The sequence below is a fragment of the Streptococcus himalayensis genome, from assembly GCF_001708305.1.
Classification (GTDB): Bacteria; Bacillota; Bacilli; order Lactobacillales; family Streptococcaceae; genus Streptococcus; species Streptococcus himalayensis.
This window is the reverse complement of record NZ_CP016953.1, coordinates 945,752-972,751: the sequence shown is the minus strand read 5'-3', so window position 1 is coordinate 972,751 and position 27,000 is coordinate 945,752. Positions and strand designations below refer to the sequence as shown.

Annotated in this window: 24 protein-coding genes and 1 tRNA gene; 7 read left to right on the top strand and 18 right to left on the bottom strand. The window is 41.0% G+C overall.

Annotated elements, in window-relative coordinates; all coding sequences use genetic code 11:
• Positions 1 to 100 precede the first annotated feature (100 nt).
• The 7 genes from BFM96_RS04635 to tig all read right to left on the bottom strand — a co-directional run bounded on the left by BFM96_RS04635 (position 101) and on the right by tig (position 12,521).
• A complete protein-coding gene (locus tag BFM96_RS04635) occupies positions 101 to 5,995 on the bottom strand; it encodes a ZmpA/ZmpB/ZmpC family metallo-endopeptidase (RefSeq protein WP_068990938.1) in 5,895 nt (1,964 codons plus the stop codon).
• 11 nt (positions 5,996 to 6,006) lie between these two features.
• A complete protein-coding gene (locus BFM96_RS04630; RefSeq protein ID WP_068990935.1) occupies positions 6,007 to 6,831 on the bottom strand; it encodes a Cof-type HAD-IIB family hydrolase in 825 nt (274 codons plus the stop codon).
• Positions 6,832 to 7,565: 734 nt separating this feature from the next.
• A complete protein-coding gene (locus tag BFM96_RS04625; RefSeq protein ID WP_068990933.1) occupies positions 7,566 to 8,447 on the bottom strand; it encodes a class II fructose-bisphosphate aldolase in 882 nt (293 codons plus the stop codon).
• A 168-nt stretch (positions 8,448 to 8,615) separates the two neighbouring features.
• A tRNA-Leu gene (locus BFM96_RS04620) sits at positions 8,616 to 8,701 on the bottom strand.
• Positions 8,702 to 8,803: 102 nt separating this feature from the next.
• Positions 8,804 to 10,411 carry a CTP synthase gene (locus tag BFM96_RS04615; protein ID WP_068990930.1) on the bottom strand — a complete coding sequence of 536 codons (1,608 nt, stop codon included), beginning with the start codon at positions 10,409 to 10,411 and terminating at the stop codon, positions 8,804 to 8,806.
• A 118-nt stretch (positions 10,412 to 10,529) separates the two neighbouring features.
• The gene (gene rpoE, locus BFM96_RS04610; protein WP_068994178.1) at positions 10,530 to 11,117 is read right to left on the bottom strand and encodes a DNA-directed RNA polymerase subunit delta; all 588 of its coding nucleotides are present in this window, start codon (positions 11,115 to 11,117) and stop codon (positions 10,530 to 10,532) included.
• A gap of 120 nt (positions 11,118 to 11,237) precedes the next feature.
• Entirely contained in the window at positions 11,238 to 12,521 is a 1,284-nt protein-coding gene (gene tig, locus BFM96_RS04605) for a trigger factor (protein ID WP_068990929.1), read from the bottom strand.
• Positions 12,522 to 12,947: 426 nt separating this feature from the next.
• On the opposite strand from tig, the gene BFM96_RS04600 reads away from it, so the two are divergent.
• A complete protein-coding gene (locus BFM96_RS04600) occupies positions 12,948 to 13,679 on the top strand; it encodes a hypothetical protein (protein WP_068990926.1) in 732 nt (243 codons plus the stop codon).
• Positions 13,679 to 14,215: a hypothetical protein gene (locus BFM96_RS04595; protein ID WP_068990924.1), complete on the top strand. Its 537-nt coding sequence runs from the start codon at positions 13,679 to 13,681 to the stop codon at positions 14,213 to 14,215. Before BFM96_RS04600 ends, BFM96_RS04595 begins: the two co-directional genes overlap by 1 nt.
• A gap of 342 nt (positions 14,216 to 14,557) precedes the next feature.
• Here the strand turns inward: BFM96_RS04595 and BFM96_RS04590 are convergent, their stop codons facing one another.
• The 8 genes from BFM96_RS04590 to BFM96_RS04555 all read right to left on the bottom strand — a co-directional run bounded on the left by BFM96_RS04590 (position 14,558) and on the right by BFM96_RS04555 (position 21,754).
• Complete coding sequence (locus tag BFM96_RS04590; RefSeq protein WP_068990921.1) at positions 14,558 to 15,100, bottom strand: TIGR01440 family protein; 543 nt, start codon at positions 15,098 to 15,100, stop codon at positions 14,558 to 14,560.
• Positions 15,097 to 15,570: an ECF transporter S component gene (locus tag BFM96_RS04585; RefSeq protein WP_068990920.1), complete on the bottom strand. Its 474-nt coding sequence runs from the start codon at positions 15,568 to 15,570 to the stop codon at positions 15,097 to 15,099. The genes BFM96_RS04590 and BFM96_RS04585 overlap by 4 nt, the downstream gene beginning before the upstream one ends.
• Positions 15,560 to 16,321 (bottom strand): bifunctional hydroxymethylpyrimidine kinase/phosphomethylpyrimidine kinase, encoded by a 762-nt coding sequence (locus BFM96_RS04580; RefSeq protein ID WP_068990918.1) that lies wholly within the window; start codon positions 16,319 to 16,321, stop codon positions 15,560 to 15,562. Before BFM96_RS04580 ends, BFM96_RS04585 begins: the two co-directional genes overlap by 11 nt.
• Positions 16,311 to 17,060 (bottom strand): tRNA pseudouridine(38-40) synthase TruA, encoded by a 750-nt coding sequence (gene truA / locus BFM96_RS04575; protein ID WP_068994176.1) that lies wholly within the window; start codon positions 17,058 to 17,060, stop codon positions 16,311 to 16,313. Before truA ends, BFM96_RS04580 begins: the two co-directional genes overlap by 11 nt.
• A gap of 1,248 nt (positions 17,061 to 18,308) precedes the next feature.
• A complete protein-coding gene (locus BFM96_RS04570) occupies positions 18,309 to 19,646 on the bottom strand; it encodes a PFL family protein (protein WP_068990917.1) in 1,338 nt (445 codons plus the stop codon).
• An 11-nt stretch (positions 19,647 to 19,657) separates the two neighbouring features.
• The gene (locus tag BFM96_RS04565) at positions 19,658 to 19,924 is read right to left on the bottom strand and encodes an ACT domain-containing protein (RefSeq protein ID WP_068990915.1); all 267 of its coding nucleotides are present in this window, start codon (positions 19,922 to 19,924) and stop codon (positions 19,658 to 19,660) included.
• Positions 19,925 to 19,947: 23 nt separating this feature from the next.
• Entirely contained in the window at positions 19,948 to 20,214 is a 267-nt protein-coding gene (locus BFM96_RS04560) for a hypothetical protein (protein ID WP_068990913.1), read from the bottom strand.
• Between the two features lie 508 nt (positions 20,215 to 20,722).
• Positions 20,723 to 21,754, bottom strand: a complete 1,032-nt coding sequence (locus BFM96_RS04555; RefSeq protein WP_068990910.1) for an NAD(P)H-dependent amine dehydrogenase family protein — start codon at positions 21,752 to 21,754, stop codon at positions 20,723 to 20,725.
• 89 nt (positions 21,755 to 21,843) lie between these two features.
• Between BFM96_RS04555 and BFM96_RS04550 the strand changes: the two genes are divergently transcribed.
• The 5 genes from BFM96_RS04550 (at position 21,844) to BFM96_RS04530 (ending at position 25,111) form a co-directional block, all read left to right on the top strand.
• Positions 21,844 to 22,686 (top strand): MerR family transcriptional regulator, encoded by an 843-nt coding sequence (locus BFM96_RS04550; RefSeq protein WP_068990907.1) that lies wholly within the window; start codon positions 21,844 to 21,846, stop codon positions 22,684 to 22,686.
• Positions 22,687 to 23,032: 346 nt separating this feature from the next.
• Positions 23,033 to 23,218, top strand: coding sequence for a hypothetical protein (locus tag BFM96_RS04545; RefSeq protein ID WP_068990903.1), 186 nt, complete (start codon positions 23,033 to 23,035; stop codon positions 23,216 to 23,218).
• Entirely contained in the window at positions 23,199 to 23,549 is a 351-nt protein-coding gene (gene tnpB, locus BFM96_RS04540; protein WP_068990900.1) for an IS66 family insertion sequence element accessory protein TnpB, read from the top strand. Before BFM96_RS04545 ends, tnpB begins: the two co-directional genes overlap by 20 nt.
• A 49-nt stretch (positions 23,550 to 23,598) precedes the next feature.
• A complete protein-coding gene (locus tag BFM96_RS04535; RefSeq protein ID WP_068988780.1) occupies positions 23,599 to 23,805 on the top strand; it encodes an IS66 family transposase in 207 nt (68 codons plus the stop codon).
• A complete protein-coding gene (locus tag BFM96_RS04530) occupies positions 23,759 to 25,111 on the top strand; it encodes an IS66-like element short variant transposase (protein WP_068990898.1) in 1,353 nt (450 codons plus the stop codon). The genes BFM96_RS04535 and BFM96_RS04530 overlap by 47 nt, the downstream gene beginning before the upstream one ends.
• 448 nt (positions 25,112 to 25,559) lie before the next feature.
• Here BFM96_RS04530 and nusB read toward each other — a convergent pair whose 3' ends face one another.
• The 3 genes from nusB to efp are packed head-to-tail and all read right to left on the bottom strand — an operon-like array spanning position 25,560 to position 26,961.
• A complete protein-coding gene (nusB, locus tag BFM96_RS04525) occupies positions 25,560 to 25,997 on the bottom strand; it encodes a transcription antitermination factor NusB (RefSeq protein ID WP_068990892.1) in 438 nt (145 codons plus the stop codon).
• The gene (locus tag BFM96_RS04520) at positions 25,990 to 26,379 is read right to left on the bottom strand and encodes an Asp23/Gls24 family envelope stress response protein (protein WP_068990891.1); all 390 of its coding nucleotides are present in this window, start codon (positions 26,377 to 26,379) and stop codon (positions 25,990 to 25,992) included. Before BFM96_RS04520 ends, nusB begins: the two co-directional genes overlap by 8 nt.
• A 21-nt stretch (positions 26,380 to 26,400) precedes the next feature.
• The gene (efp, locus tag BFM96_RS04515) at positions 26,401 to 26,961 is read right to left on the bottom strand and encodes an elongation factor P (protein WP_068990888.1); all 561 of its coding nucleotides are present in this window, start codon (positions 26,959 to 26,961) and stop codon (positions 26,401 to 26,403) included.
• Positions 26,962 to 27,000 lie beyond the last annotated feature (39 nt).

Sequence of the window (27,000 nt, the reverse complement as noted above, 5' to 3'; positions counted from 1 at the left end):
TTGACATCACGATTTTTTATACCTAATCTTCTAGATTGCATTTTTTTGAGCAAGCACAACGCGCCCATCCTGGTTTGTCCCACTCCCTCTTTTCTCATGATTATTGATAAATCGAACTTCTAAAGTCATCTGTATCGAGTAAATAAGCACGGTAAATCGCTTCTTTTAATGCAAAGAGGCTATTTGTCGCTTTCTTAGCCTTGAAGGCTGCAAGATCAGCCTGAACAGCCTCGTTTATCAGACGGTTCAGCGTTTCTGAAGTCACTGTATAGGTCTGCTTATTGTAGGTGAAGGTGACAGGTTTCAACTGTGCAACCTTATCTAAGCGGCGTTTGTACATGGCTTTCTTGAAAGCATGGAAGTCGGCATACTGACCATTGGTAATTTTCTTGAGAATGTATTCATCGTTAAAGGTCTTGCCTTCAGCCAGCGCTGCTGCCCGATATTGGTTTGATAGGTAGGCAATAAAGCCATCGTAACCTGTTTCGGCTAGTAGTTCATTACTCAAGCGCTTAATGCTCAAGCTATCCACAGAACCATGTAGGTTGGTCAAACCGCTATAATTCGCTGCAAATAGAACCTCAGTCTCATAGCCATTTTTACTAATCTTATCTTTATTCCCATGGAAGCTGTGAGTGCCAAGAAGAATATCATTATCCACCAAATCATTCACGCTCGTAAAGGTCAGTGGGGTCAAGTCTTCTGTGGTCATTTGACGAATTTTCGACTCACCTATCTCATTTATAGGTTCAATCTTCTTATAGAACAAGGCTTGATCTGCTTTGTCCAGTTTTACCAAGGCATTTCCTTCCAAGGCTTCTAGGGTATAAATGACATCCATACGTCCTTGAAGGTAATCTTTTAAGTCTGCTTGGCTTCGGAAGCGATCTGGTGATAGATTGTGAACACGGTTGTTTGCAAATTTTCCACCATCAACTGTCGAAAAGTCTGCATGGGTATTGAGGGCAAAAATTTGGTTGGTAGCTGAGCTGGTTGATTGCAAAAGACCTTGGGCATAGATTTCTGCCCCAAATGCTTCTCTACGACCGTAACCACCTAGATAAATCGTTCCATCCAAATTATGAACCATTTCATGGGTAAATACAGACTGACCATATAGGTTGAGCATCCCATCCAAAACAAAATGAACCAAGTATCCCGTCGCATAAGCTCCTAGACCATTTGAAGTATAGTATTTTCCAATAGGGCCAAAGAAGTCTGTCATCCGACTAGATGCCCCTTCTCCAAATTTCGGCATCCAGTGCGAAGCCTTATTCCCAAATTGCGGAATGAGGTAGCCATCCCATGACGGAATTGGCATGTCACCTCGATTGTAGAGGCGGTCCCTAACTTCTGGTTTCGCAATTCGATACCAGAAATCAAAGTGGTCCCCCTGTGTTTTGGCGAAGTAGTCTACTAGATTATTGACACGTTCTAATTCACTCGCATATTTCTCAGGGTTGGTTTCCTTAAGCGACATGTCCATATACCGATCATACATCCCAAAGGACAGGGTCGTCATATTGCTCATGATGTAGATTCCCTCAGAAGTCAAGTTCAAAAGTGGTAAGATCAGGCGAGGGTGATCAATACGATTGAGCTGATCATAGACTTGGTAGGTTTGATTTGGTAATTCTTTGGACTGTACTTCTGCAATATGAGCTTTAGTAGCTGACTTAAACCAATCATTCTCACTAAGAGCGGTAAAGCGCGTACGGTAAGCACTTAGATATTCACGTAAATTCGCATAGCCAGAGACTGGGGCAATCCATTTCTCATAGGTCGCAGGATTGTTCTTGATATCCAAAGCATCATTGCCCATACGACCAAGATTTGCTAGCCATTCAAGGCTATTGACTTGCTTACCAAAGAAGTTTTGATAGAAGGTGGCGAGTTCACCAACATTCATATCACCAAACTGAACCTTGTATAGACGGTCAAGATAGCTTGCTCCCACAAGTATCGCAACGGCATTCTTCTTCATATAATCCTTCATCTGCTCTTTGAGCGGTGTTGTTGTAAAGTCTCCTGCGACACTTTGGGCAAGCGCTGCTTCAAAGACTTCCTTGGCACGGCTATGAACTTCTTTAAAGGAATCTTTGAGATAAAGAACTTCTAAAATTTCTTTCTGGTAAGTTTCAATTGGTGAGAGATTCGGAGTATCTGTTTCCTTCTCAGGATGACCTTGGGTGACCTTCCAGACATCTTCTGAAAAATATTCCAATCCTTCTACTCGCTTCATCGCTGTTGCAATGACTTCTGCCGGATCTGACATAAATTGTTCCGGCGTGTAGAGCAGGTCTGTTCCCGTCAGTTTGTATTCTTGAATAGTATCAGCAGCGAAGGTTGATCCTGGAGCGACAGCTAGGTATTCTACCGTACCGTCCTCATAGTTTAAGAGCAGACGATTGATAGCAGACTTGTCCTTGTAGAAATCGGCCACAACTTGCTTGTCTTTCATCGGAACAACTGTGACGAGCTTAGTCGTGTATAGCTTACTTGACGGAGCAATCTTATTTCCTTGCTTGACAATGTATTCACGATTGTAGAACGGCAAGAGTTTTTCCGTATTGCGATAAGCCATCTCACGCGCTGCTTCATAGTTTGGCAAGCTACTGTAATCAATCATTTTCGATGTTTGACCAACAGACGATTCTTTGTCTGCTAAGGTAGCGGTTAGCCCCATGGCTTTGATTGTTTCAGCAGCAACTTCAGCTGTCACTTCGGAAATCTTATTGGACTTCACATTAGCTGTTGAACGATTTGCAATACGGTAGATATCCGAGGCCTTTTCTTGATTACCTGAACCGACATAATCTGCTCCGCCTTTGACAGTCATGCCTGATACAATCCGGCTCAAAACAGCTCTACCGGAGAAACCAGCAAGCGCACCGACACGACCACCTTTTTTATTGTCCAAAAGACCTTCTACATAGACATCTTCAATCTTGGTTTTAGTCCCTTCAGCCGTTCCAACAATGCCTCCAAAATATTGTTCTGGGTTGACCGTTGTATCAATTGTAGCATTAATATGAGCTTTTTCAATACTACTATCTCTCAAGCGACCCACCAAGCCACCAGATAACATCTTTCCAGTAGTAGCTGTCGTACGGATAGCAAGGTCCGCCTCTATATCTTGAATGGTCGTATTCAAGGCATCATAGACTAAACCAGCAACATTATTCGGCGCTTCAATCTCACCAGATAGAGCAACATTTCGAATGGTCGTATTTTGCGCAGTATTGACTAGTGTCGCTACATCAGGCTTACCACTCTTAATAGCCACATCAGCTAGATTGAGATTGGACAAAGTTGCTCCATTTGTACTTTCAAAGAGCGGAGCTTGCAAACCATAGATTGTGTAATTCTTTCCATCATGCAGACCATTTAGGGTGCCTGTAAATGGAACGGTTACATAGCTCGCCTCTGGCTTGTCCATCTCTCCTGCACTCAAGTCAGCTCCCAAAGTGAATGTTCCACTTGGATTTGCATTAATCGAATTGATCAAATCTTTGAAAGAAGTATAGACACCATTTTGTGACGGAGCAATCCGACCAATCCTAAAGCTGTAGTCATCATCATAGTCGCCCGCTGTGTTTCGCTGAACAAGTTCAGGATGAGTAGCAACTACTTTAAAGCCATTGCCGTCAGCCACGATTTCCTTGATAGGCAGTTGAACTTCCTTGCCCGTTTCAGAAATAAAACTTGCAAAATAATCTCTGACAGCACCAACTTCTGCTAAACTGATAACTTTTGTTTTCACACCATTTTTGTAAGTGTAAAGTGCAAGATCACGTAGATTTTTCAGTTCAATCTGCTTGCGCTCCAAGACAAACGGTTCCACACGTTCTAGCATTTCACGTGCTTGCTCAGCTCCTGTATGATACTCAAAAATCGTTTTGAGCTGGTAGTCTACATCATAATCCAATCCTGGAATTACTGTTCCAGCCAATTCTTCCTTGGTCAAGATGACTTCTTTAACCAAGGTATCTCCTGAATAAATCTGAGCAGTAGCAGAAATAAAGGCATTGTCAGGATCCGTCAATTGATAGGTTACTCGGACTGATTTGTCCTTGTCTTGCTTTTCTAGTTTTTGCAAATCCAAGGTCGGCTTGGTGAGAGCTTTATTTTGCAGAGCAGCTTCTGCTGCTTCTAAATTTTTCAGAGCCTCTTCTGCCTTCTGCTTAGCTTCAGTAATAGCTTCTGGACTGGCTGCTTGGTTTACAATGACAGCATTCGCCTCTGCTAGAATTGCAAGAGCTTTTTCTTTTGCTGCTTGATAGGCTGCCACACTTTCTGGTGTTTTGTTGGTCGTATCAACTTCCTTTTGGGAACCTTGATCTAATTTATCAGCCGCTACCATCAGCTCAAGTGGGGCAAGCGGTTTTGTTACAGTCAACACCGCTTCTCCCAAGACATCAACATGTTTTTCTGGCTCTGGAGTAACCGTATCGGTTGGTTCCTCTGGTTCTACCGGAGTAACTGGAACTACTGGTTCGGATGTGGACGGAGCTTCAACCTCTGGTTCTACCGGAGTAACTGGAACGACTGGTTCAGATGTGGACGGAGCTTCAACCTCTGGTTCCGCAGGAACAACTGGAACGACTGGTTCGGATGTGGACGGAGCTTCAACCTCTGGTTCCGCAGGAGTAACTGGAACGACTGGTTCGGATGTGGATGGAGCTTCAGCCTCTGATTCCGCAGGAATAACTGGAACTACTGGTTCGGATGTGGACGGAGCTTCAACCTCTGGTTCCGCAGGAGTAACTGGAACGACTGGTTCGGATGTGGATGGAGCTTCAGCCTCTGGTTCCGCAGGAACAACTGGAACTACTGGTTCGGATGTGGACGGAGATTCAGCCTCTGATTCCGCAGGAACAACTGGAACGACTGGTTCTACCGGAGCAACCGGAAGTTCTGACGAAGAGCCAGCATCAGGAATCGGTTGCTCTTCTGGACTGGTTTTAGCTGGGACTTCCTCTAATCGTAAATCAGGTTTCTCAACTGTTGGAACATTCTCGCTCGGGACTTCATAGTGCGGAACTTCTTCCACTGGTAAAACTGGTTTATCAACTGTCGGAACATTCTCGCTTGGAACTTCATAACGAGGAACTTCTTCTACTGGTAAAACTGGTTTCTCAACCGTCGGAATATCTTCACGCGGGACTTCATGGTTCTTTTCTGGTGTTGGAATAACAGGCTCGGTCGGAACAGCTGGTGAGACCGGATTAGTTGGAACGACTGGTGCTGGGGTAGATGGCAATTCCTCTACTGGAGAACTTGGCTCAGCTGTCACCTCTTTGTTTGGCAATTCTGATGAGGAAAGAGCCTCTTGTGACATAGCTTGCTCTACCAATTCCTTTGGCGTCTCTGTTCCCATATTTTGGACAGAGGATACCGGTGACTGTGTTCCCTTTCCTGTAGCCATTTTAGGCGCATGTTCGACAATATAGCCAACGAAGTGATAACCCTCAATGTCACGTACTTTTTCTGGCAAAACAGAACCATTTGGCAAACAAAACTCCTGAGTGAGATGGGCAAATAAATTGTGAGTCAGAGCCGATACCTCTGGAATTAAAACCGCTTGTCCCAAACTCGTTACAAGAAAAGCTGTCACTAGCCATTTTTTCTTTTTCTGATGGAAAGAAAGGGCGCACACTAAAAATACTACCCCTGTTCCTGCTACGAGAGCTGAAATGTCCATCCCTGTCTTTGGTAACACTCCTTTGGCATCTGGACGATAGACCATGTAGTAGGTCGTATCTTCTGATACCTGATTAGAAGGCAAGGAGCTGGTAATCAACTTCTTTTCCGCGTCCGTTAATTCTTCTTCACTAACATAATGATAGGTGATTTTTGTACACGTTTTGTCGTCCGCCTGCACAATTTTAGATGACATAGTCGCCAAAAGACTCATTCCCAATAAAACAGAAGCTGCTCCAATCGAGAATTTTCGTATCGAAAAACGACCAACCTGCCGATACAATTCTTTCATGTTTTCCTTTTCTACCTTTCTCTTAAATAATTTTCAATCACCTGCAAAACTCCCGCCTGATGATTACTAGGAGCAAGCTGATTGGCTACAATTTTAGCACTTTGATCCCCATTTTCCATCGCATAAGATTGACCTGCAAACTGTAATAGCTCGACATCATTTTCACTATCTCCAAAAGCCATCAGTTGAGAAGGGGACAATTGCCACCGCTTCAAGAGTTGCTCCAACCCCCAAGCTTTATGAATTCCTTCTTCTATAATGTCAACAGAACCATAGCCGCTCGTAACAGCCCTAAATTTCCCTTTAAAAGCCTGATTAAAGACACGCGTCACCTCGTCAACATCTCTTTCAGGAATCATCAAGCTCACACGCAGATATGCCCCCTCTGGCAAATCGGTAAAATCCTTGATGTACGAAATAGTTGCCAGAAAAGCGTCCGCAGATTCTTTAGCAACCAATTGATAAACATAAGAAAAATCCGTTCCTTCTAAAGCCACATTCTTACCTTCCATGCCAACGATAAGACGATAGGCTTGAAACTGGCCTTGGAAATAGGTCAAACAGTCTTCTACCATTTCTCTGGTCCAAAAACGCTGAGAAAGCAATTTCCCACGTTCAACAATCATCGAACCATTTCTCGCAACAAAAGACAAACGATCAAACAAATCTCCAAATAATAGCTGCATACGCGAGATATTATTTCCTGTCGCTACCACTAGCTGAATTTCCCTTTTTTCCAGCTCTGTGACTATCTTTTCAAATCGTTCCCTAGGATACTCTCCCCTTGAATCCAACAAGGTTCCATCCATATCCGTTGCTATCACTCGTATGTCCATGATTCACCTCACCTTTTATACACTCATGTAGAGTATAGCATATTCACGTTCCAATAAAAAGCGTTTTTACTTGCATTCTCTTAGGGAAAGCAATCTCATCATAAACTACTGTTAAAAGATGTACTTCTTCCATATTCAAATCCGTTCTAGTAAAATAAAACACTCCCTCATACTTTATAAAATAGAGGAAGCTAAGTCAATTAAATATAATGTTTTTTCAGTAAATAAAAAGGATAGTAATAAAAAGCGTAATTTACGTCTTAGATTTAAGAAAAAGTCCATTTTGGACAATTTTCTTAAATCTTTTTCTTTTACTTGAGAAATAACAAACTCTTAACAATACCGCCATCTCAGCATTTCTAAGAGTTTCTGTTACATGGTAGTCAACTCCAAAAATAAAAATCTTTCTATCTCTAATAGGGTTTGTCTACGTTCTGAAAATATCTAAAAAAGTCGCAAAATCGCTATTTTTTATGCCTGTACTTTTCATCTACTAAAAACTCATCCTGTTTGACTTACTGAAACTGCTTCATTTCCAAACAAAGATAAGTATGTATGCATCTGATGTGACCCACAAAAGTTAGACCAAAATCTAATAATAGAGAGGTCTGTACAATCAAATGGCTATTTTTGAAATTACATGAGTATGAATTGTTAGAAATCATGTGGCTCGTCAACTGACATAACAAAAAACAACTCCTCAAAACGAGAAGTTGTCATTTTTCTAGCGCTCATTAAGCTTTGTTTTCAGAACCGAAAACGTCAATACGCTCTTCAACAGAGGCTTGGATAGCTTTCACACCATCAGCCAAGAATTTACGTGGGTCAAAGAGTTTTTTCTTATCGTATTCTGCTTCGTTTGCATCGTAGTTACGAGCAAATGCACGAGTTGCATTTGAGAATGCGATTTGGCATTCAGTATTTACGTTAACTTTTGCCACACCAAGTTTGATAGCTGCTTGGATTTGCTCATCTGGAATACCAGAACCACCGTGAAGTACGATTGGGAAACCTGGAACAGCTTCTGTCAATTTCTTCAAGTGATCAAGGTCAAGACCTTCCCAGTTTGCTGGGTATGGACCATGGATGTTACCGATACCTGCTGCCAAGAAGTCGATACCAGTTTCTACCATTGCTTTTGCATCTTCGATTGGAGCAAGCTCACCAGTACCTACGATACCATCTTCTTCTCCACCGATTGTTCCAACTTCAGCTTCAACTGAAATTCCTTTTGCATGTGCCAATTTAACAACTTCGCGTGCTTTTTCAAGGTTTTCTTCAACTGGAAGGTGTGAACCATCAAACATGATTGAAGTATAACCAGCTTCGATACACTCAAGAGCATCTTCATAGTGACCATGGTCAAGGTGAATTGCAACTGGAACAGTGATGTTCATTGATTCTACAAGGTTTGCAATCAAGTTACGAGCTACTTTGTAACCACCCATGTATTTTGCTGCACCCATTGAAGTTTGGATCAAAACAGGAGCTTTTTTGGCTTCTGCTGCACGCAAAATTGCTTGAGTCCACTCAAGGTTGTTTGTGTTAAATCCACCAACTGCGTAACCATTGTCACGAGCTGCTTGGACAAATTTTTCTGCTGAAACGACTGGCATTTTCTAGCCTCCTCTTAATTTTTGTGGGTTTCCCACTTACATTGTTTATTTTATCACTTTTTCATCTAAAATGCTAGTCTTATCACAAGCTGAAAACGTTTACTATGCTTGATTTTGTCTTTTTTCAGCAACAATAGAAAAAAGACTGGATAAACCAGCCTTCATTAGTGCGGAGAGAGGGACTTGAACCCTCACGACCTAAAGCGGTCACAGGATCCTTAGTCCTGCGCGTCTGCCAATTCCGCCATCCCCGCGATTGAGTACCTTAACAGTATATCAAGGATTGACTCTCTTGTCAAGAGATTTTGTCAACTTTTTTCACATTTTCATGTTTTCTTACTGTTAAGGCACAAAGATTAGTGGCTATTTTTCACCGCTGCTGTTACAAAGGCAGTGTATAGGCCTTCTGGACGGTTTGGACGACTGGAGAGTTCTGGGTGATACTGACATGCCACAAAGAATTGATTGTCAGGAATTTCCACGATTTCGACCAGACGATTATCAGGTGATACACCAGAGAATACAAAGCCTGCTTTTTCAAAGGTTTCACGGAATTGATTGTTAAATTCGTAGCGATGACGATGGCGTTTTTGGACAACATCTTGATGGTCATAGGCAGCTGCGGCACGACTTCCTTTTTTCAACTTGGTTGGATACAATCCCAAGCGAAGCGTTCCGCCCATGTCTTCGACATCGATTTGATCACGCATGATATCAATGATTGGATACGGGGTTGCTGCATCCAATTCTGCAGAATTTGCCCCTTCAAGTCCAAGAACATGGCGGGCAAACTCGATACAGGTTAACTGCATTCCAAGACAAACCCCCAACATTGGCACATCTTGTTCGCGTGCATATTTAATGGCTTGAATTTTTCCTTCTGTTCCACGTTGACCAAATCCGCCAGGTACGATAATACCATCCGCATGTCCCAACAATTCAGCTACATTATTCGCCGTCACATCATTGGCATTGATCCAATCAATCTTCACTTCCGCATCATTGGCATAGCCAGAATGTTTCAAAGCTTCTACGACAGAGATATAGGCGTCTTGCAATTCCACATATTTTCCAACCAAGGCAATCTTTACTTGTTTTTTCAAGTTCATGACCTTGTCCACCATAGCAGACCATTCTGTCATGTCTGCTGCTGGCGCATCAATCTTCAAATGGTCACAGACGATTTGATCCATGTTTTGCGCTTGCAAATTGAGCGGAATCTGATATAAATGCTCTACATCAAGCGACTCAATCACTGCTTCTGGTGCCACATCACAAAATTGAGCCAATTTATTCTTAATGCCTTGACCAGCCGGCTCTTCTGTCCGAATCACCAACATATTTGGCTGAATGCCAAGTCCGCGCAATTCTTTAACCGAATGCTGAGTTGGCTTGGTTTTCATCTCACCTGCCGCCTTCAAATAAGGAAGGAGAGTTGTGTGGATATACATAACATTATCAGCACCCACATCCGCCTTCATTTGACGAAGAGCTTCAAGAAATGGCAGACTTTCAATATCTCCAACTGTTCCTCCGACTTCTGTGATAATCACATCTGAGTCTGTTGTCGTTGCAGCCCGTTTGATTTTTTCCTTCAAAGCATCTGTAATATGTGGAATGACCTGAACGGTTGCTCCCAGATATTCTCCTTTGCGCTCCTTACGAAGAACTTCGCTATAAATCTTCCCTGTCGTTACGTTTGAATATTTATTGAGATTAATATCAATAAAACGTTCATAGTGACCCAAATCAAGGTCCGTCTCTGCTCCATCATCTGTAACAAATACTTCCCCGTGCTGATACGGGCTCATCGTCCCTGGGTCAATATTGATATATGGGTCAAATTTTTGAATTGTGACCTTCAAACCGCGATTTTTCAAGAGACGTCCCAAACTAGCAGCTACAATCCCTTTTCCGATTGAGCTGACCACGCCACCCGTCACAAAAATATACTTGGTTTCCATAGATACTCCTTTACCACTAAAAAACAAAAATAGCTCCCTAAGATTAGGGAGCGTCAAGACCTCTCAAAAGAGGTGCCCGATATTATAATATCGCAGATTGGCTCGTTTGTCAACTAGATTATTCTTCGATTTCTGTTTCCTCTTCATCTGAAAACTCATCGTCTTCTTCCTGAAGTTCCACTTCTTCTCCTAAATCATCTGGAGCAATTTCATTGATTTCTGCGTCATAGGCTTCCACTTCGCTCTTTTCATCATCTGGATTATCATCACCATAGCTAAGCGCTGGATCTGCCTCATAACCATCTTCATCTTCTGGATCATCCGCATTGTAATCAATAGCATCATCATCCCCATCCATGAAGGCATTGACGCGCTTTTTCTTACGTTTCTTAGGCGTTTCATTTTCATCGTCTTCTTCAAGTGCAATGATTTCCTCATCGACTTCATCAATGGCATACCATGAACGCAGACCCCATTTATTATCTCCAAGCGGGATAAAGCTACCATCTACGTTTAATTCTGTATAAAAGAGTGGGAGAGCTTCACGAATATCACTATTTGATTTCCCTAAATAATTTTGAATTTCATTGACAAGGTCGTTAAAATACATTTCATGATTGCGGCCACGAACTTCTAAAATCGCACGCGCCACTTCAACCATTGATAATTCATCTTTTTCTTGCCCAGCAAATACTTCTAATTCCAAGGTCATTCTCCTTATGTTGTCATTACCTTCTATTGTACGATAATTTTTCTCTTTCGTCAAAAGAATATTATCTACACATGATAGGAAAAGCCAATAGTCAAGACTATTAGCTCATCCCAATTATTTTACTTTTGCAGTGCTGGTGATTACTTCAACAGCTTTCTTGATTGCAATATCATGTTTCAACATTTCTGGAGAAAGCAAGCGGCGAACTTGGTCTACTTCCATGTTGTAGTCTGTAGCAAGAGAAGTGATTTCTGCCTCGATTTCTTCATCTGTTGCTTCAAATCCTTCTGCTTTTGCAATCGCTTCGATAACAAGGTTTGTTTTCGTACGTTTTTCAGCATCTCCTTCATATTGCTTATGAAGATCGTCCTCTGTTGTACCAGTGATTTGGAAGTACATTTCTGGAGAGATTCCTTGACGTTGCATATTTCCAAGGAATTCATTCATAGAACGATGCACTTCTTCATGAATCATTTCAGATGGAAGTTCAACGATTTCTGCATTTTCAACTGCAAGGTCAAGAGCTGCTGATTCAACCGCATCGTTGTAAGCAACTTCTTTTTGCTCTTCTAATTCTTTGCGGTATTTTGCTTTCAAGTCATCCAATGTTTCTACTTCTTCATCGATGTCTTTGGCTAATTCATCATCAAGAGCAGGCACTTCTTTTGTTTTTACTTCGTGGATAGTAGTGACAAATTTCGCTGCTTTTCCTGCAAGGTCTGCTGCTTGATAGTCTTCTGGGAATGTAACATTTACATCAACTGTTTCCCCTGCTGTATGACCTACCAATTGTTCTTCAAAACCTGGAATGAATTGACCGCTGCCAAGCTCAAGTGCGTAGTTATCTCCCTTACCACCATCAAACTCAACGCCATCAACAGAACCAACAAAGTCGATCACAACAGTATCACCTTCAACAGCTGCTTCTTCTTTGATGACCAATTCTGCCAAGTTATTGCGCTCACGCTCGATTCTCGCATCCACATCTGCATCTGTTACTTCTTTTGAAACTTCTACAGATACTTCAAGATCTTTATAAGCACCAAGTTTCACTTCTGGCTTTGTGACAACAGCTGCCGTGATGGTCCAGTCTTGTCCTTTTTCCATTGAAGCAATATCAAATTGCGGTTGAGCAACCACTTCGATACCTGCTTCTGTAACAGCTCCTTCATAAGCTGCTGGTAAAAGATCGTTCAACGCATCTTGGTAAAGTGCCTCTTCACCAAATTTTTGGTTAAAAATCGGGCGTGGGATACGTCCTTTACGGAAACCTGGAACATTAAGATTTTTCTTAACATCGTTAAATACTTTGTCAAGAGCTGGTTTGATTTGCTCTTGGCTGATGGTGAAGGTTAGGACACCACGGTTTGTTTCTTTTGTTTCAAATGATACAGACATTCTGTCATTTCTCCTTAACATTTTATTGCATACGCTCTATTATAACATAAATCCTTGGTTTTTCGCAATTTTTCTATTATTTTTTTTAACTTCATTAAGGGCTCCTCTGGAAAGAGGGATTTTATATGCTATTTTAATAAAGGGATTATTCTATCGCCCTAAATATAAAATGCTAAAAATTCATCGAACAATCTCATTATTTATGCCTGATTTAACAGTAAATCGCTCATCCCTTTTTATCTTATCAGACGAGTATCGATTTTTATTTCACCAGTAGGAAACAAATCTCCTCATCAACCATCCATCCGTATTTTTTCAAACAAATTTCAATTAGACACCGCACTAGATATTGTCATTTTTCTGTAGTATAATATAAGGCTAAAACACTATTTAGGAGATAAAGATATTTTCTTCCAACTGAATTCTATGGCTGGAGATGGATTAACCAATCTAAATGAAAAAGATTTTCGAACCGATCAAGATACTCTTATCTTATTTCAACATCCAAAATACAAGAATCTTCCTCTTCATCAACGAATTATCAAATACTACAGTGAAAATGTTCTAAGTAAAGATAGGAATAAGTTGTATGAAGAAGCCTTATCTGCTCACCCCTCTGCTTCTCCTGAACATCAGCTACTATACCCTCTAGCCACTTTAGGAGGAATTCTAATCGGCTTACTCTTAGGACTTAAAAACAGGAAAAAAGAAAGTAGGCCAAAAGGCAAAAAAATCCTTCCTAAAACTAGTGCTGTTAAAGAAACCCCTAAAAAGGTTGCTCCACAAACCAATGCACCAAAAACAAATCAGACAGTTAAAAAATCAAATCCAAAAATTTCCATACGGCTCAATAACAAAGTTAGACAATCTACTAAGCAGATAATTAGAAATATTTCTAAAACTGTGCAAAATAGAGTAATACAACCTGCTAAACAAGCAACTAGAAATATCGCTAAAACTATACACAATAGAGTCGTACAACCCGCTAGAAAAGCAATTAGAAATATTGCTCAACCATCTAGAAACATAGCAAATCCAGTTGTAAATACAGTGAGATGTATCACAAAGACTGTGAATGATACAGTCAAGAATGTCGCTAAAGCTGCTGCTAACACTCTTAAAAATCTATTTAAATCTAAAAAGAAAGGAAAACGATAATGAAAAAAAGAATACTAACTCTCTCAATTATCTTTTCTATCCTATCCTTCATCTATATGATTGTCAATATCAACACTTATACACTTTATTATATCTCAAAAGCGGCTACAGATGATAATTACTCTGTAGTAGCTAAAATAGTTCTAGAACACCTCTATGATGTCCCAGAACCAGATATTTCGTATAGATTCGTAACCCATGGAAAACCAAGCATTAACAAATTAGAAGATACATCTACCTCGATTACAATTTCTACCGAAGACGACAAGTACGGTCAGGGTTTTGGATTAAATATTAGGGATAAATATGATAATAACTATTTTTTGTTGTTAAATGGCAAACTAACTGTATATTATCCGAGTAACGAAGAACAACTTACACAAAATATTTCAACTTATGAAATGAAGCAACTAGAAAAAGAAGTTCACAAACTATTAAAACGAGTCCTTATTCCTATTTTAGAAGAATCACCCAAACCTCCTATCAACCTACAGTGGTGTTTCAATCTCTTTTACTACTTAGGAGCAGCGAAATAGAGAGTCATATAGGCAAGCGATTAAAAATATCCCTAAACCCATTGTCAACACAGCTAGAAATATCGTAAGACCAGTTGTAAATACTGCGAGGAATGTCGCCAAAGCTGCTGTTAGCCAAGGTATATTCTTTGATGATTCTAATATCACAGGATATGTCTACATAGTCAAAAATAACCAATTTTTAGCTTTCAATAAAAATTTACAACTAACCTATGTGAGTAAAAAAATAATCAGGAGTAATTGTCAAATAAATCTGCAATCTATCCTACTAAAAACACTTCTGCTTCTAGCATAAACTAAGAACAGAAGTGTTTTTTGGGCATCTATATGAAAATTTGATTCCTAAGCATAAATCGCTCGTTCACCGCCGATTTTTTTGGGACGAGTGGTCAAGGCTGTCACATGGGCACCTCCCAATTCCTTTAAAATGGGACGGATAGGAACTTGCACATGCTTGATATGCATGCCGATTGCTGTATCCCCAATGTCCAATCCAGCATGGGCTGTGATGAACTCTACTTCAACAGGATCCTTCATAAACTTCATGGCTGCTAATTGCCCTGCTCCACCTGCATGAAGACTTGGTAGGACATTTACGATTTCAAGATGATATTGCTCGGCTACCTCACGCTCCACCACCAAGGCACGATTGAGATGTTCACAACCTTGAACGGCTAAAAATATGCCTCGTTCTTCTAAAATCTCTAGCAAGGTCTGAACAACTATTTCTCCAACCTCTTGGCTAGACGCCTCTCCAATACTTGCCCCCATAACCTCACTGGATGAAAGGCCTAGCACAAAAATCTGCCCTTGACGAATGCCTGATTTTTCCACAACATCCAGAGCAATTCTGCGAACATCTACTCCTAATTTTTCTCTGTTCATTTCTTATCTCCCAGACCTTTTTTAAGTGTTTGTGCAAGCATCGCCCCCACTACCATACCGACGAGATTTTGAGACAAATTGGGTAGAATTTCTGGCAGAGCTGCCCCCCAGCCATTCATCCAGCTAGAAGCTAGGGCATAGCCCAACACCATAGAAAGACTGGCTAACAGCAAGCCCAGCCAACGAAAGCTACCCTTTAAGCCGGCAAAATATCCCTGCAAACCGTGAAACAGCAAACTAAAGAACATCCACTGAGGATAACCAGCCAGTAAATCAATCAAAAAGCCAGATAAACCACCAACCAAGGCTCCTTCTTTACGGCCAACATAAAAGGCTGTGAAAAAAATTCCCACATCTAACAAGGTCAAAATCCCCGTTGGAGTCGGAATTTTGAGAAAGTAGCCCAAAGTCACGCTGAGGGCTGTTAGAATAGCTACCATTACCAGTCGATAGGTTCGATTATTTCTCATATTGAATTACCCCATACTTATCTGATTTTTGAATAGAACGATACACAAACTCTTTAGCACCCGCAACAGCTTTTGAAACACTCTCCCCATTTACGATGAGACTTGCAATCGCCGAGGCAAAGGTGCAACCAGCACCTGTATTATTGCCCTCAAGAAGTGGCTGACGCAGTAGCTCAAGATTCTGTCCATCATAGAAAAGGTCAATCGCTTCGCTCTCACTAAAGCGAGTCCCCCCTTTAATCACCACCGCTTTTGCCCCTAAACGATGTAGTTCTTTCGCTGCTATTTCCATATCTTTCAGAGTCTTGATTTCTTTTTGGGTCAATAGCTGAGCTTCTGCCAAATTTGGTGTGAGAATCGTCGCATACGGGAACAGTTTGAACAGCTCCTCTCTCAGAGCCGTCACCTCCACATCATGCGTTTCCTTGCAGACCAAAACGGGGTCTAAAATAACAGGAATAGTGGCGTGCTGCTGGATAAAGTCAAGCGTTAGACCAGCAATTTCCACATTAGGCAACAGTCCAATCTTCACGGCTGAAAATGGGACATGTACTAGACTGTTGAGCTGATGGCGGAAAACCTCAGTATCCGTTGCAAAAACTTCAAACCCTTGCTCCGTCATGGCAGTCAGACAAGTAACGGCAACAAAACCATGCTGACCATGTGCTGCATAGGTAATCAAGTCAGCATATAAACCACCACCACTGTAGATATCATTTCCTGAAATGGCCAATACTAGCTCATTCTTCATAGCGAATCTCCTTTAAATACAATCCATTTGGTGCCGCAGTTGGGCCTGCTAAATTCCGATCTTTTTGCACTAAAATTTTCTCAATCTGCTCTACCGGCATTCGACCATTTCCAATCTTTAGCAAGGTTCCAACCATATTCCGAATTTGCTTATATAAAAATCCGTTTCCTGAAAAAGTAAAAATGAGCAAATTCTTAGCAGCATCCACTTTTAAACTAGCCTCTGTAATGGTTCTCACCTTATCCTCAACACTGGTCCCAGAAGCCGTAAAGCCTGTGAAATCATGCTTTCCAACTAACTGAGGGAGGGCTTTTTCAATCAACCCAATATCCAAGGGATAGGGGTAATGAGTCGCATAATGGCGCATCATCGGATTTTTAGGACGCCCTATATCAACCAAAAACTCGTAGGTCTTGCTATGCTTGCTGTAGCGAGCATGAAAATCATCTCCTACTTCTTCGACCGCAATCACATCTATATCCTCAGGTGTTTGTGTATCCAGTGCAAAACGAAGCTTTTCTACATCTCGCTTTTCGGGCAAATCAAAATGAAGAACCTGCCCAAATGCATGAACACCACTATCTGTTCTCCCCGCTCCATGAACGACAAGCGGAGCACCACGATTTATCTGCGTTAACGTTTTTTCAAATTCTTCCTGAACGCTACGCGCATGAGGCTGACGCTGAAAGCCAGCAAAGGCATAACCATCATAGGAAATCGTTGCTTTATATCTTACCATGACCTTATTATAGCAAGAATGAAGAGGACAAACAAGAGAAAAACCGGTAATTGTCTGGGGACAGTTTTTGAGCTTGAATAAGCACTTCAAAAAAAGCAATACTTCTCTCATCTCTCTAAAAATAAAGAGCTACTGCAATGAATACGATTAACTTTATGGAAAATCCAAGCGATGCCTAGCTCTGCTCACTCAGAGAGCCGTCAAGCTGAACAAAAGTTCTGAACAAGCCCTGCTCCATAAAATATGGGAAGAGACAGGAAAAGCCTATGCTATTGAGCCTTTGGTCTCCATATATGAAAATTCCTTTATCGAGCACAAGATAGAGCATCCTGAGCTGTGTCTCTATTCTCTTAGGAAATTAAAAGAAACAACCTTCTCAACGCCACTGGATGTACTAATACTCATGTAATTTCAAAAATAGCCATTCGATTGTACCGACCTCTCTATTGTTAGATTTTGCTCTAACTTTTGCAGGTCACATCAGATGTGTGCATGTTTATTTTTGTTTAAAAATGAAGCAGTTTCAGTAAGTCAAACAGGATAATTTTTTAGCAGATGAAAAGTACAGGCATCAAAAATAGCTAGTTTGCGTTCGAACCATCTAAGAAAGTCGTAAAAATGCTAACTTTGATTTTGGATGAGTATAAAAAGTCCACTAGCTTCCTTTTGACGAGTTCGAATATCACAAGCTCTACCCACATTTTTAGGGAAAGATTGTAGGACCCGACAAAGGTGAGCTTTCACGCATCCTCAACTCGACTAAAAAGGAAGTGGAGAAACTTAAATGCTTGAAGCAGCCTCGCTCTCGTTTCTATACTCAGGATAAGCCAATCTACTTGAGTAGTTTACATCTACCTTCACACAGTTGATTGACCATCTTTGAAGCTTAAAAAGCAAATCAAAATAGCTGTCAATCGCTACGTCCAGCTATTTTTACTAACTCTGATAAGAAAGAGGCTGAGACGAAAGTGTCCAACCTCCATTCCTTTATAGATTTAACAGTTTAACACGGTAGTTGTCTGGTTTGTAAAACGTTGATAAAGCAACATTCTATTAGAGAAGGCTAGCGAATATTTCTTCGCTAGCCCTATTTCCAACCTTTCACAATTGAGAGTTGTGAAAGCTATTCAACATGCGGGGGTGGAAGTAAACTAATCCAGTAAATTCGTTTAACCCGAACCTAGAAATAAAGAAGTGAGGTAAATCGATTTTTGCGAAATACCGATTGAGCCTCACTCCCTCGTTTTATTAATTTTTAAAGCTATGGATTGGTGCTGGAATTTGTCCACCACGCGCAATAAAATCAGCAGATGAAGCTTGATTGACTTTCATAACAGGAGCCGTTCCTAATAGGCCACCAAATTCAATCATGTCCCCTTCTTTGCCTTTTGGAATAATCCGTACAGCAGTTGTTTTCTGATTGATGACCCCAATTGCTGCTTCATCCGCAATCATGGCAGCAATGGTCTCTGCAGGTGTTTCTTCTGGAATGGCAATCATATCTAATCCAACTGAACAAATGGCTGTCATCGCTTCTAATTTTTCCAAATTCAGCGAACCAGATTGAACAGCTGCAATCATCCCCTCATCTTCAGAGACAGGAATAAAGGCACCAGACAGACCACCAACCTGATTACAAGCCATCACACCGCCCTTTTTCACTTGGTCATTGAGGAGAGCAAGCGCTGCTGTCGTCCCATGCGTTCCAACCGTTTCAAGACCCATTTCTTCTAAAACGCGGGCTACAGAATCACCGACAGCAGGGGTTGGAGCAAGACTTAAATCCACAATCCCAAACTTCACACCCAGACGCTCACTCGCCATTTGACCGACCAATTGACCAATACGGGTAATCTTAAAGGCTGTCTTTTTAACTGTCTCAGCCACAACGTCAAAGCTCTCTCCACGAACTTTTTCTAAAGCACGCTTGACTACCCCAGGACCTGATACGCCAACGTTGATGACCACATCCGCTTCACCAACTCCATGAAAGGCTCCAGCCATGAAGGGATTATCTTCTACTGCATTCGCAAAAACAACTAATTTTGCAGCTCCCATTTCAGACAGAGTCGCTGTTTCCTTGATAATCCGTCCCATATCACGGACAGCTGTCATATTGATTCCTGTCTTGGTTGAACCGATATTGACAGACGAGCAGACCTTGTCTGTTTCAGCTAAAGCACGAGGAATTGAGTTGATTAAGATTTCATCTCCTTTTTGATAGCCTTTTTGCACTAAGGCAGAAAATCCACCAATAAAATCAACCCCGATTTCCTTGGCTGCTCGGTCTAGCGCTTTGGCTAAGGGAAGATAATCCGTCGCATCTGTCGCTGCTCCAATCAGAGCAATGGGTGTCACACTCACCCGTTTATTGACAATAGGAATTCCCAATTCCGCTGCAATCTCATCACCGACGGCTACTAAATTGCGGGCTTTATCAGTGATTTTTTGGTAAATCTTCTCAGCCGCACGGTCGATGTCCGTATCAATACAATCCAGAAGCGAAATTCCCATCGTGATGGTCCGAATATCGAAATTCTGCTCCTCAATCATAGCAATGGTTTCAGTTACTTGTCTAATATCCATTCCGCTACCTCTTAGATGTTATACATGGCTTCAAAAATAGCTGCACTTTGAATGTTAATTTTGACATTCAAGCTCTCACCAAAGGTGTCAAATTCCTGACGTAAGATTGCAAAATCTTTTTTCTCATCGCTTGAAACAACTGCCATCATCGTGAAAAATTCATCTAAAACGGTTTGTGAAATATCATCAATGTTCATCCCTAATTCCGCAATCTTAGCAGAAACCCCCGCTACAATACCGGTTCTATCTTTCCCAACAACTGTAATAATCGCTTTCATCTTATGCCTCTTTCTTTTTTATCTCACGATGAATGACCCAAAAAGTCTTTGACCTCAGAAAGATCTAAAAAGACCTCTTCTTCAATTTGCAATGCTGGCATTCCCACATAACCATTTTCTTTTGCTTGCTGAAAAGCTGGATGCTGGTCTCGCAAACGGATAAAACGCTTAAAATTAGCCAAATTAGCCGTAATCTCAACAGCTTCATAGTCGAAGGACAATTCTTTTAAACCAGCCACAAACGGAGCTGTATCTGGACATTCTGTCACAAAAAATAGGGTTGCAGTCATCTTCTACCTCGCTTTTTGTATTTCATAAATTCCATTGTACCATAAAAATGAAATCAGCTTTAAAAGTCATTCATATTTTTCAAAAAATATTCGGAAAATCAGTCATTTCATCATTTGAAACTCACCTTATCACCTGTCAGCAAAAACGTTCTTCCATATTTCCCAAAAACCTTTCAGGCGTAGACAACCAATATCAAAAACAGGATATTTTCCTCTCTCATGACTATCTAGCCATCATACTGATAGCCTATTTCTTAGAAAGTGTGATAAAAAAACTAGACACTTACACTCTATAAAAACCAACACCTGATTAGCAAACGAAACCCTAGGTAGAACGAAAGTTCAGCAAGGGGGCTAACGACGGAAGAAGCTGATTTTTAACAAGTATTGCTATCATATCTTCGCCTTTTTGATTACGTATCAGAAAATTCCTATTCATTTTTCAATAATCACGAACCAAAAAAAGAAGTTGCATGCCATAACATCAACTTCTTTGTAATTCTCAGTTTTAATCTACATAAGTATGAAGAGGGTAGGTTGGGTATTCAACCTCGCGTAATTTTTCACAGGTTACAAATCCTGCTGGCGCAGCAAGTACACTTGGGATACGATTGACAACTGTCGCACAAGTATGAGCCACTGTATCTGGTTTGCTTACAGAAAATACCAAATCAGGTTCTCCAATAATTTCCCAATCACACATGTCTCCGTCATTTTCGCGGTAAACTTTTCCGATACATTCTACTTCCAGTTCTATTCCTTGGTAAGTATGGATTGTTGTCACAGCTGACATTCCTGTCACTTCTCCTGCTGGAATAGTCCGACCAAGGGTTTCAGAATAGATGTCTTCCTCTAAGATATAAGGAACACTCTTTTGAGAAATATCTTTAATCGTCCAATTCATTTTAGAACAGATCGCTTCCGCAGAATTCCACATGTATGATGGAAGGCTTTCGGCAGACGCAATTTCTTTTTCAAAACGCTCTACATCGTAACCTGCACCGTGGGCTTCAGCAAGTGCTAAACCATAATCTTCCACGTTGTAGCTGACAGCACCTTTAATTTTGGTAATTTTATTTACACCAGCCATCATGAGACACGGCATATTGATCCAATAAATATCCTGCATTCCTGAGCCTGTAATTGTTACCCCATGCTCTTTTGCCAATTTATCGAGACGGTTGGTTTCTGATGGTGACGTAGTCCATGGATAGATGGCTTCTTCACAAGTTGAAATCACATTCACCCCATGCTTGATAGCTGTTTCATAAAAATCATACATTTCAGGCATGTAAGAGAAAATAGTAACAATAGCAATATCTGCATCGCAACTTGAAAATACAGCTTCTGCATCATCAGAGATAATCACGCCTGTCTTGTAGCCTAATTCCGCAAAATCACCCACGTCTTGTCCGACCACTGCAGGATTATTGTCAATTGCCCCGACAATTTCCACATCATGGTCTTTCAAATATTGAAATAAAACCTTAGACATTTTACCGCAACCATATTGGACAGCTCTAATTTTTGAATGTTTCATTGTGAACGCTCCTTTTTATTGTTATTTTTTTCACAATTATAGTATAATGTCTCTAGTAACTAGAGAGTCAATAGAGAGTTTAAGAAAAAATGAAAAAAATTTTACGAATCGGAGAATTCTCCAAAATCAATGCTATTTCTATTCGCACCTTGCGTTTTTATGACCAAATTGGTCTACTCCACCCCTATCATATTGATCCAGAAACCAATTACCGCTACTATCATATCAAGCAATCTTCCATTGTCGACTCGATTCAATACCTACGGCAACTTGATTTTTCACTGGAAGATATTAAAGAAATTCTGTCAGACAAGAGCAACCCTCACCTTCATCAGCTCATCGAAGATCGCTATCATCAATTAATCAAGGAAAAGCAGATTTTAGAGGAACGAATCAAAGAAATTGAGAGTTTTCGCTCAGGCGTTCAATTATATCAAGAACGACGCTTTCAAAAAGAGCTTGAAATCCAAGCATTTCCTCAAAGAAAAGTCGCTACCTTCAAACTATCTCAAAATATTTATCAAATGTCTCCTGAAGAATATGAGTTGAACCTCCGGTATTTTAAGCAGGAAATCAATCAATACAGCCCCTTCTTTGAAAATTTTAGTAAAATCGGTTCACTGATGGATTTAGAAAACTTTCAGTCTCAGAATTGGTATTCCGACTGCTTCTTGCTATTTCACGACCAATATCTGGATTTACCAAGTCTGTCAACCAAGCAGATACCTGAAGGTGCTTATGCTATTCAATACGCTGCTTCTTTTGAAGAAGAAATAAGGCTACTTCCGCATTTTTACCAAGCCATTCAACAAGCTGGCTATCGTACAAACGGCCCCTATATTTGCGAAGTTATCCATGAGCACCCCAATCTTTCTCATCCCCAACGCGATATGTTTATTCGCATGCAAGTGAGAATTGCTAAAATTCACTAAAAGCCTCTGAGATTTCCAGTGAGTTTTTACGATACTACAAAGGTATTCTCCTAAATTTTAGAAAAACTCTTAAAAAATATCCAAGCAATTTTTCTAAAAGTTTATGCCTCTGCTTCTAATCTTGTCAGTAAGAGAAGTTGTCCACATTCTAAATCTTTTTCAAAAATTCCCAGTTTTTGATACGTTCTTATAGTGCAGGAATAGGAACCCCTTCCTTTTACGAAAAAACGGATGTTTTTGGCTCACTTTGTTCCTTCTATTGTAACCGCCCCATAACCAGGTGTCTATGATATTTTCCACGCCTCTAGTATACTGTTATCAGAAAACAGAACTGGAGGCTATTTTGATGTCACAACCTATTGTTCCCTTGAAAACACCACAATCTCGTCGATTTCCTCATAAATCCAGAAATGATCTGGTAATGAAAATGCGTATTGGAAAAGTTGAACTAAGCTTGTTCCAATCTCTTCATCAAGAAACACTTGAAACTATTTTAGATAAGGTATTGCTCTATGGTCATTCAACTCAGTGATTTAGGGCAGGTCTATCTGGTTTGTGGCAAAACCGATATGCGTCAAGGGATTGATTCGCTGGCTTATCTGGTAAAAAGTCAGTTCAACCTTGATCCCTTTTCTGGTCAAGTTTTTCTCTTCTGTGGTGGCCGCAAAGACCGTTTCAAGGCTCTTTATTGGGATGGACAAGGTTTCTGGTTGCTTTACAAGCGATTTGAAAACGGCAAACTCACTTGGCCTAATGATGAACATGAGGTCAAAGCCCTCACTTCCGAGCAAGTAGACTGGCTGATGAAGGGATTTTCGATAAGCCCTAAAATAAAACCTACAAACAGTCGTGATTTCTATTGAAATCATGGCTTTCTTTTCGGTATAATAAAGAAAACTGGAGGGTGAGACTATGGAAGAGTTATTAGCCATTATTAAACAACAAGCAGCTGTTAACCAACAACTCACAAATGAACTTGCTCTCCTTCGTGAACAAGTAGCTTATCTGACACAAAAGCTCTATGGCAAGTCATCAGAAAAGGTTGTGCATCAAACTGGTCAGCTAAGTCTCTTTGAAGAAGAACCACTTCCTGAAGAAGACGCTGACTTACCCAGTTGAAACAGAGACCATCACCTACAAACGCAAGAAAACCAAGGGAGTTCGTCAGGCTGTTTTCAGTCAGTTTACTCCGGAGATGGTTCATCATGAACTAAAAGGCGAAGACTGCACTTGTCCAGACTGTCATGGTCAGTTGAAAGAAATTGGTTCAACCGTCCAACGGCAAGAGTTGGTCTTCATTCCTGCACAATTGAAGCGAATTGACCATGTCCAACACGCTTACAAGTGTCAGGCGTGTAGCGAGAACAATCTTAGCGATAAAATTATCAAGGCTCCCGTTCCTAAGGCATCTCTGGCCCATAGCTTGGGGTCAGCCTCCATTATTGCCCACACCATTCATCAGAAGTTCAATCTGAAAGTCCCCAACTACCGCCAGGAAGAGGATTGGAACAAGCTTGGCTTGCCAATCACACGGAAGGAAATCGCCAACTGGCACATCAAGTCTAGTCAGTATTATTTCGAGCCGATTTATGACCTTCTGCACGAGAAATTACTAGAACAGCCTGTTCTCCATGCGGATGAGACTTCTTATAAGGTCTTGGAAAATGATAGTCAGTTGACCTTCTACTGGACCTTCTTGTCTGGGAAGCATGAAGAACAGGGAATCACTCTTTATCATCACGATAAAGGGCGGAGTGGCTTGGTTGTGAAGGAGTTTCTTGGAGATTACACAGGCTATGTACATTGTGATATGTGGTCGGCATATAGACAGTTAGAACGAGCTCAGCTAGTTGGTTGTTGGGCTCATGTCAGAAGAAAGTTCTTCGAGGCCACTCCTAAAAAGGCAGACAAGACTTCCTTGGGTGCCAAGGGATTAGCCTATTGCGACCGCTTATTTGCCTTGGAGAATGACTGGGTTGACCTCTCTACTGAAGAGCGACTACATAAACGCCAGGCAGAGTTAGCCCCTTTGATGGATGAGTTCTTCAACTGGTGCCGCAATCAATCTATTTTACCTGGATCAAAACTTGGTCGTGCGATAGAGTATAGCCTTAAGTATGAGGAACTATTCAAGGCAGTTCTTCAAGATGGTCGCTTGGTTCTATCCAATAATGTAGCAGAACGCGCCATTAAGTCCTTGGTCATTGGACGGAAAAATTGGTTGTTTTCCCAAAGTTTTGAGGGAGCTAAAGCAACTGCCATTATCCTGAGTTTACTGGAGACAGCTAAGAGGCATGGTCTTGATTCAGAGAAATACATCACTTATCTTCTGGAACATCTTCCAAACGAGGATTCACTCGCAAAAAAGGAGGTTCTAGAGGCTTATTTACCGTGGACTGAACGAATTCAGAACAACTGCAAATAGAAAAAGTTCCAGAGTCAAGCAAGACTTTGGAACTTTTTCAATATACCTCGTTATGGAGCGGTTACCTTCTATTTTCTCAAAAAAAATAATAGACTTGTTTAGAAACTCAATAAGGGAATTTTAGACCAAGCGTTCTAGATGAGTGTTTGAACTATTTGTGTTCAAAAATTGAAGGTTTCCGAATAAAGTAAACGAAAAACTAGGTTCAGCAAAGTACGTTAACGATAGAAGAAAGTGATTTTTGACGAGTATGGTTTTATCCGTAATCTTCCAGATTAAATGGTTTTGTGGGCGAGCATGTCGCACTCATCCTGGTTTGTCTCAGCCTCTTTAGTTTCAGCAAGTAGCAATCACTCCCTACACAAAAAGAGTTGAACATGACTGAATTCCCACTCTTGGACCATTGATCCAGCTATTTGGGGAAATTCAGTTCGTACAACTCTTTTTCTTATTCTGCTACTTCAGCTTTGTCCACTACAAACTGGCTCAAGAGACCATTGATAAAGCGACTCGACTTTTCATCTGAGTAAGTCTTTGCAAGCTCAATGGCTTCATTGATTGCGACCAATTGTGGGGTGTTAAAGGCTGTGATTTCAAAGACACCGAGACGGAGCAGGTTACGGTCAACGGAGGTCAAGCGTTCCAAGGTCCAGCCTTCTTTCAAATGTTGGCTGATACTTTCGTCCAATTCATCCTTTGACTGTGCAACTCCGCTCACAAGGTTAAGGAGAAAGGCTGGAATATCCATTTCCTTTTCTTCATCACGGTCATGAAGGTAGGCAAACTGACATGCTTCTACCACATCCTTGCCATACTCCATCGCCATCAATGCTTGAAATGCACGCTCACGCAAATCACGTCTTGTTTCTAATTGTACATCAGTCATTGAGGAAATCCTCATCAAACAAATCTTTAAAGTCTGGTTTTGGTGCTTTTTCTGGCACAATGCCTGCCACATGGACATTGACAGCCGTAAGGCTAACCTCTGCCATATCATGCACTGCACTTTTGACTGCTTTTTGAATTGCTACGGCAACAGCTGGCACACCAACTCCATATTCCATATAGAGGTAAATGTCTACTGTCAAATCTCCATTTTCTGCTGTATGAAGATAAACGCCACGCCCCAAGGCCCGTTTTGACAAGCTATCTGACATACTTTTATTCGCAAAGGAGTGAACTCCCTCTACTTTTGCAGTCGCAATGGCAATGATTTTCTCCAAGACACGCGGTGCAATAACGATTTCACCTAATTGTTCAACTGCCATAATCTGTCCTTTCTAGTGGAATTATGCACGAGAAACGTACGTTCCTTCTTGCGTATTGATGATCAATTTTTGTCCAACTTCGATAAAGTCAGGAACATTGACAACAAGACCTGTTTCAAGCGTTGCTGGTTTACCTGATCCTGTCACAGTTGCTCCCTTGATAGATGGTTGTGTTTCTGTTACGACTAACTCTACCGTTGTTGGGACAGTCACACCGATTACTTCTGTTCCGTAGAACTGGATTTTCACTTCTGAGTTTTCAAGGATAAATTTCAATTCTTGCTCAACGCTCGCTACTGGAATTTCATACTGCTCAAAGGATTCTGTGTCCATGAAGTAAGCTGTATCATCCATTTGGTACAGGTATTGAGCTGGACGAGTTTCGATAATCGCTTGCTCAAATTTTTCCTCTGGACGGTAGCTCGTATCAAATGTTGAACCTGTACGAACATCACGCAATTTCATCCGCATGATAGTATTTCCCTTACCTGGCTTGTGGTGGCTCGCTTCAAGAACGCGGATCAATTTCCCGTCTGCTGTTTCAAATGTCATCCCAGCTTTCAGTTTGCTTGCTTCAATCATCTTTTATTACCTCTTTTAAAAAAATATTTCTCTTTATTT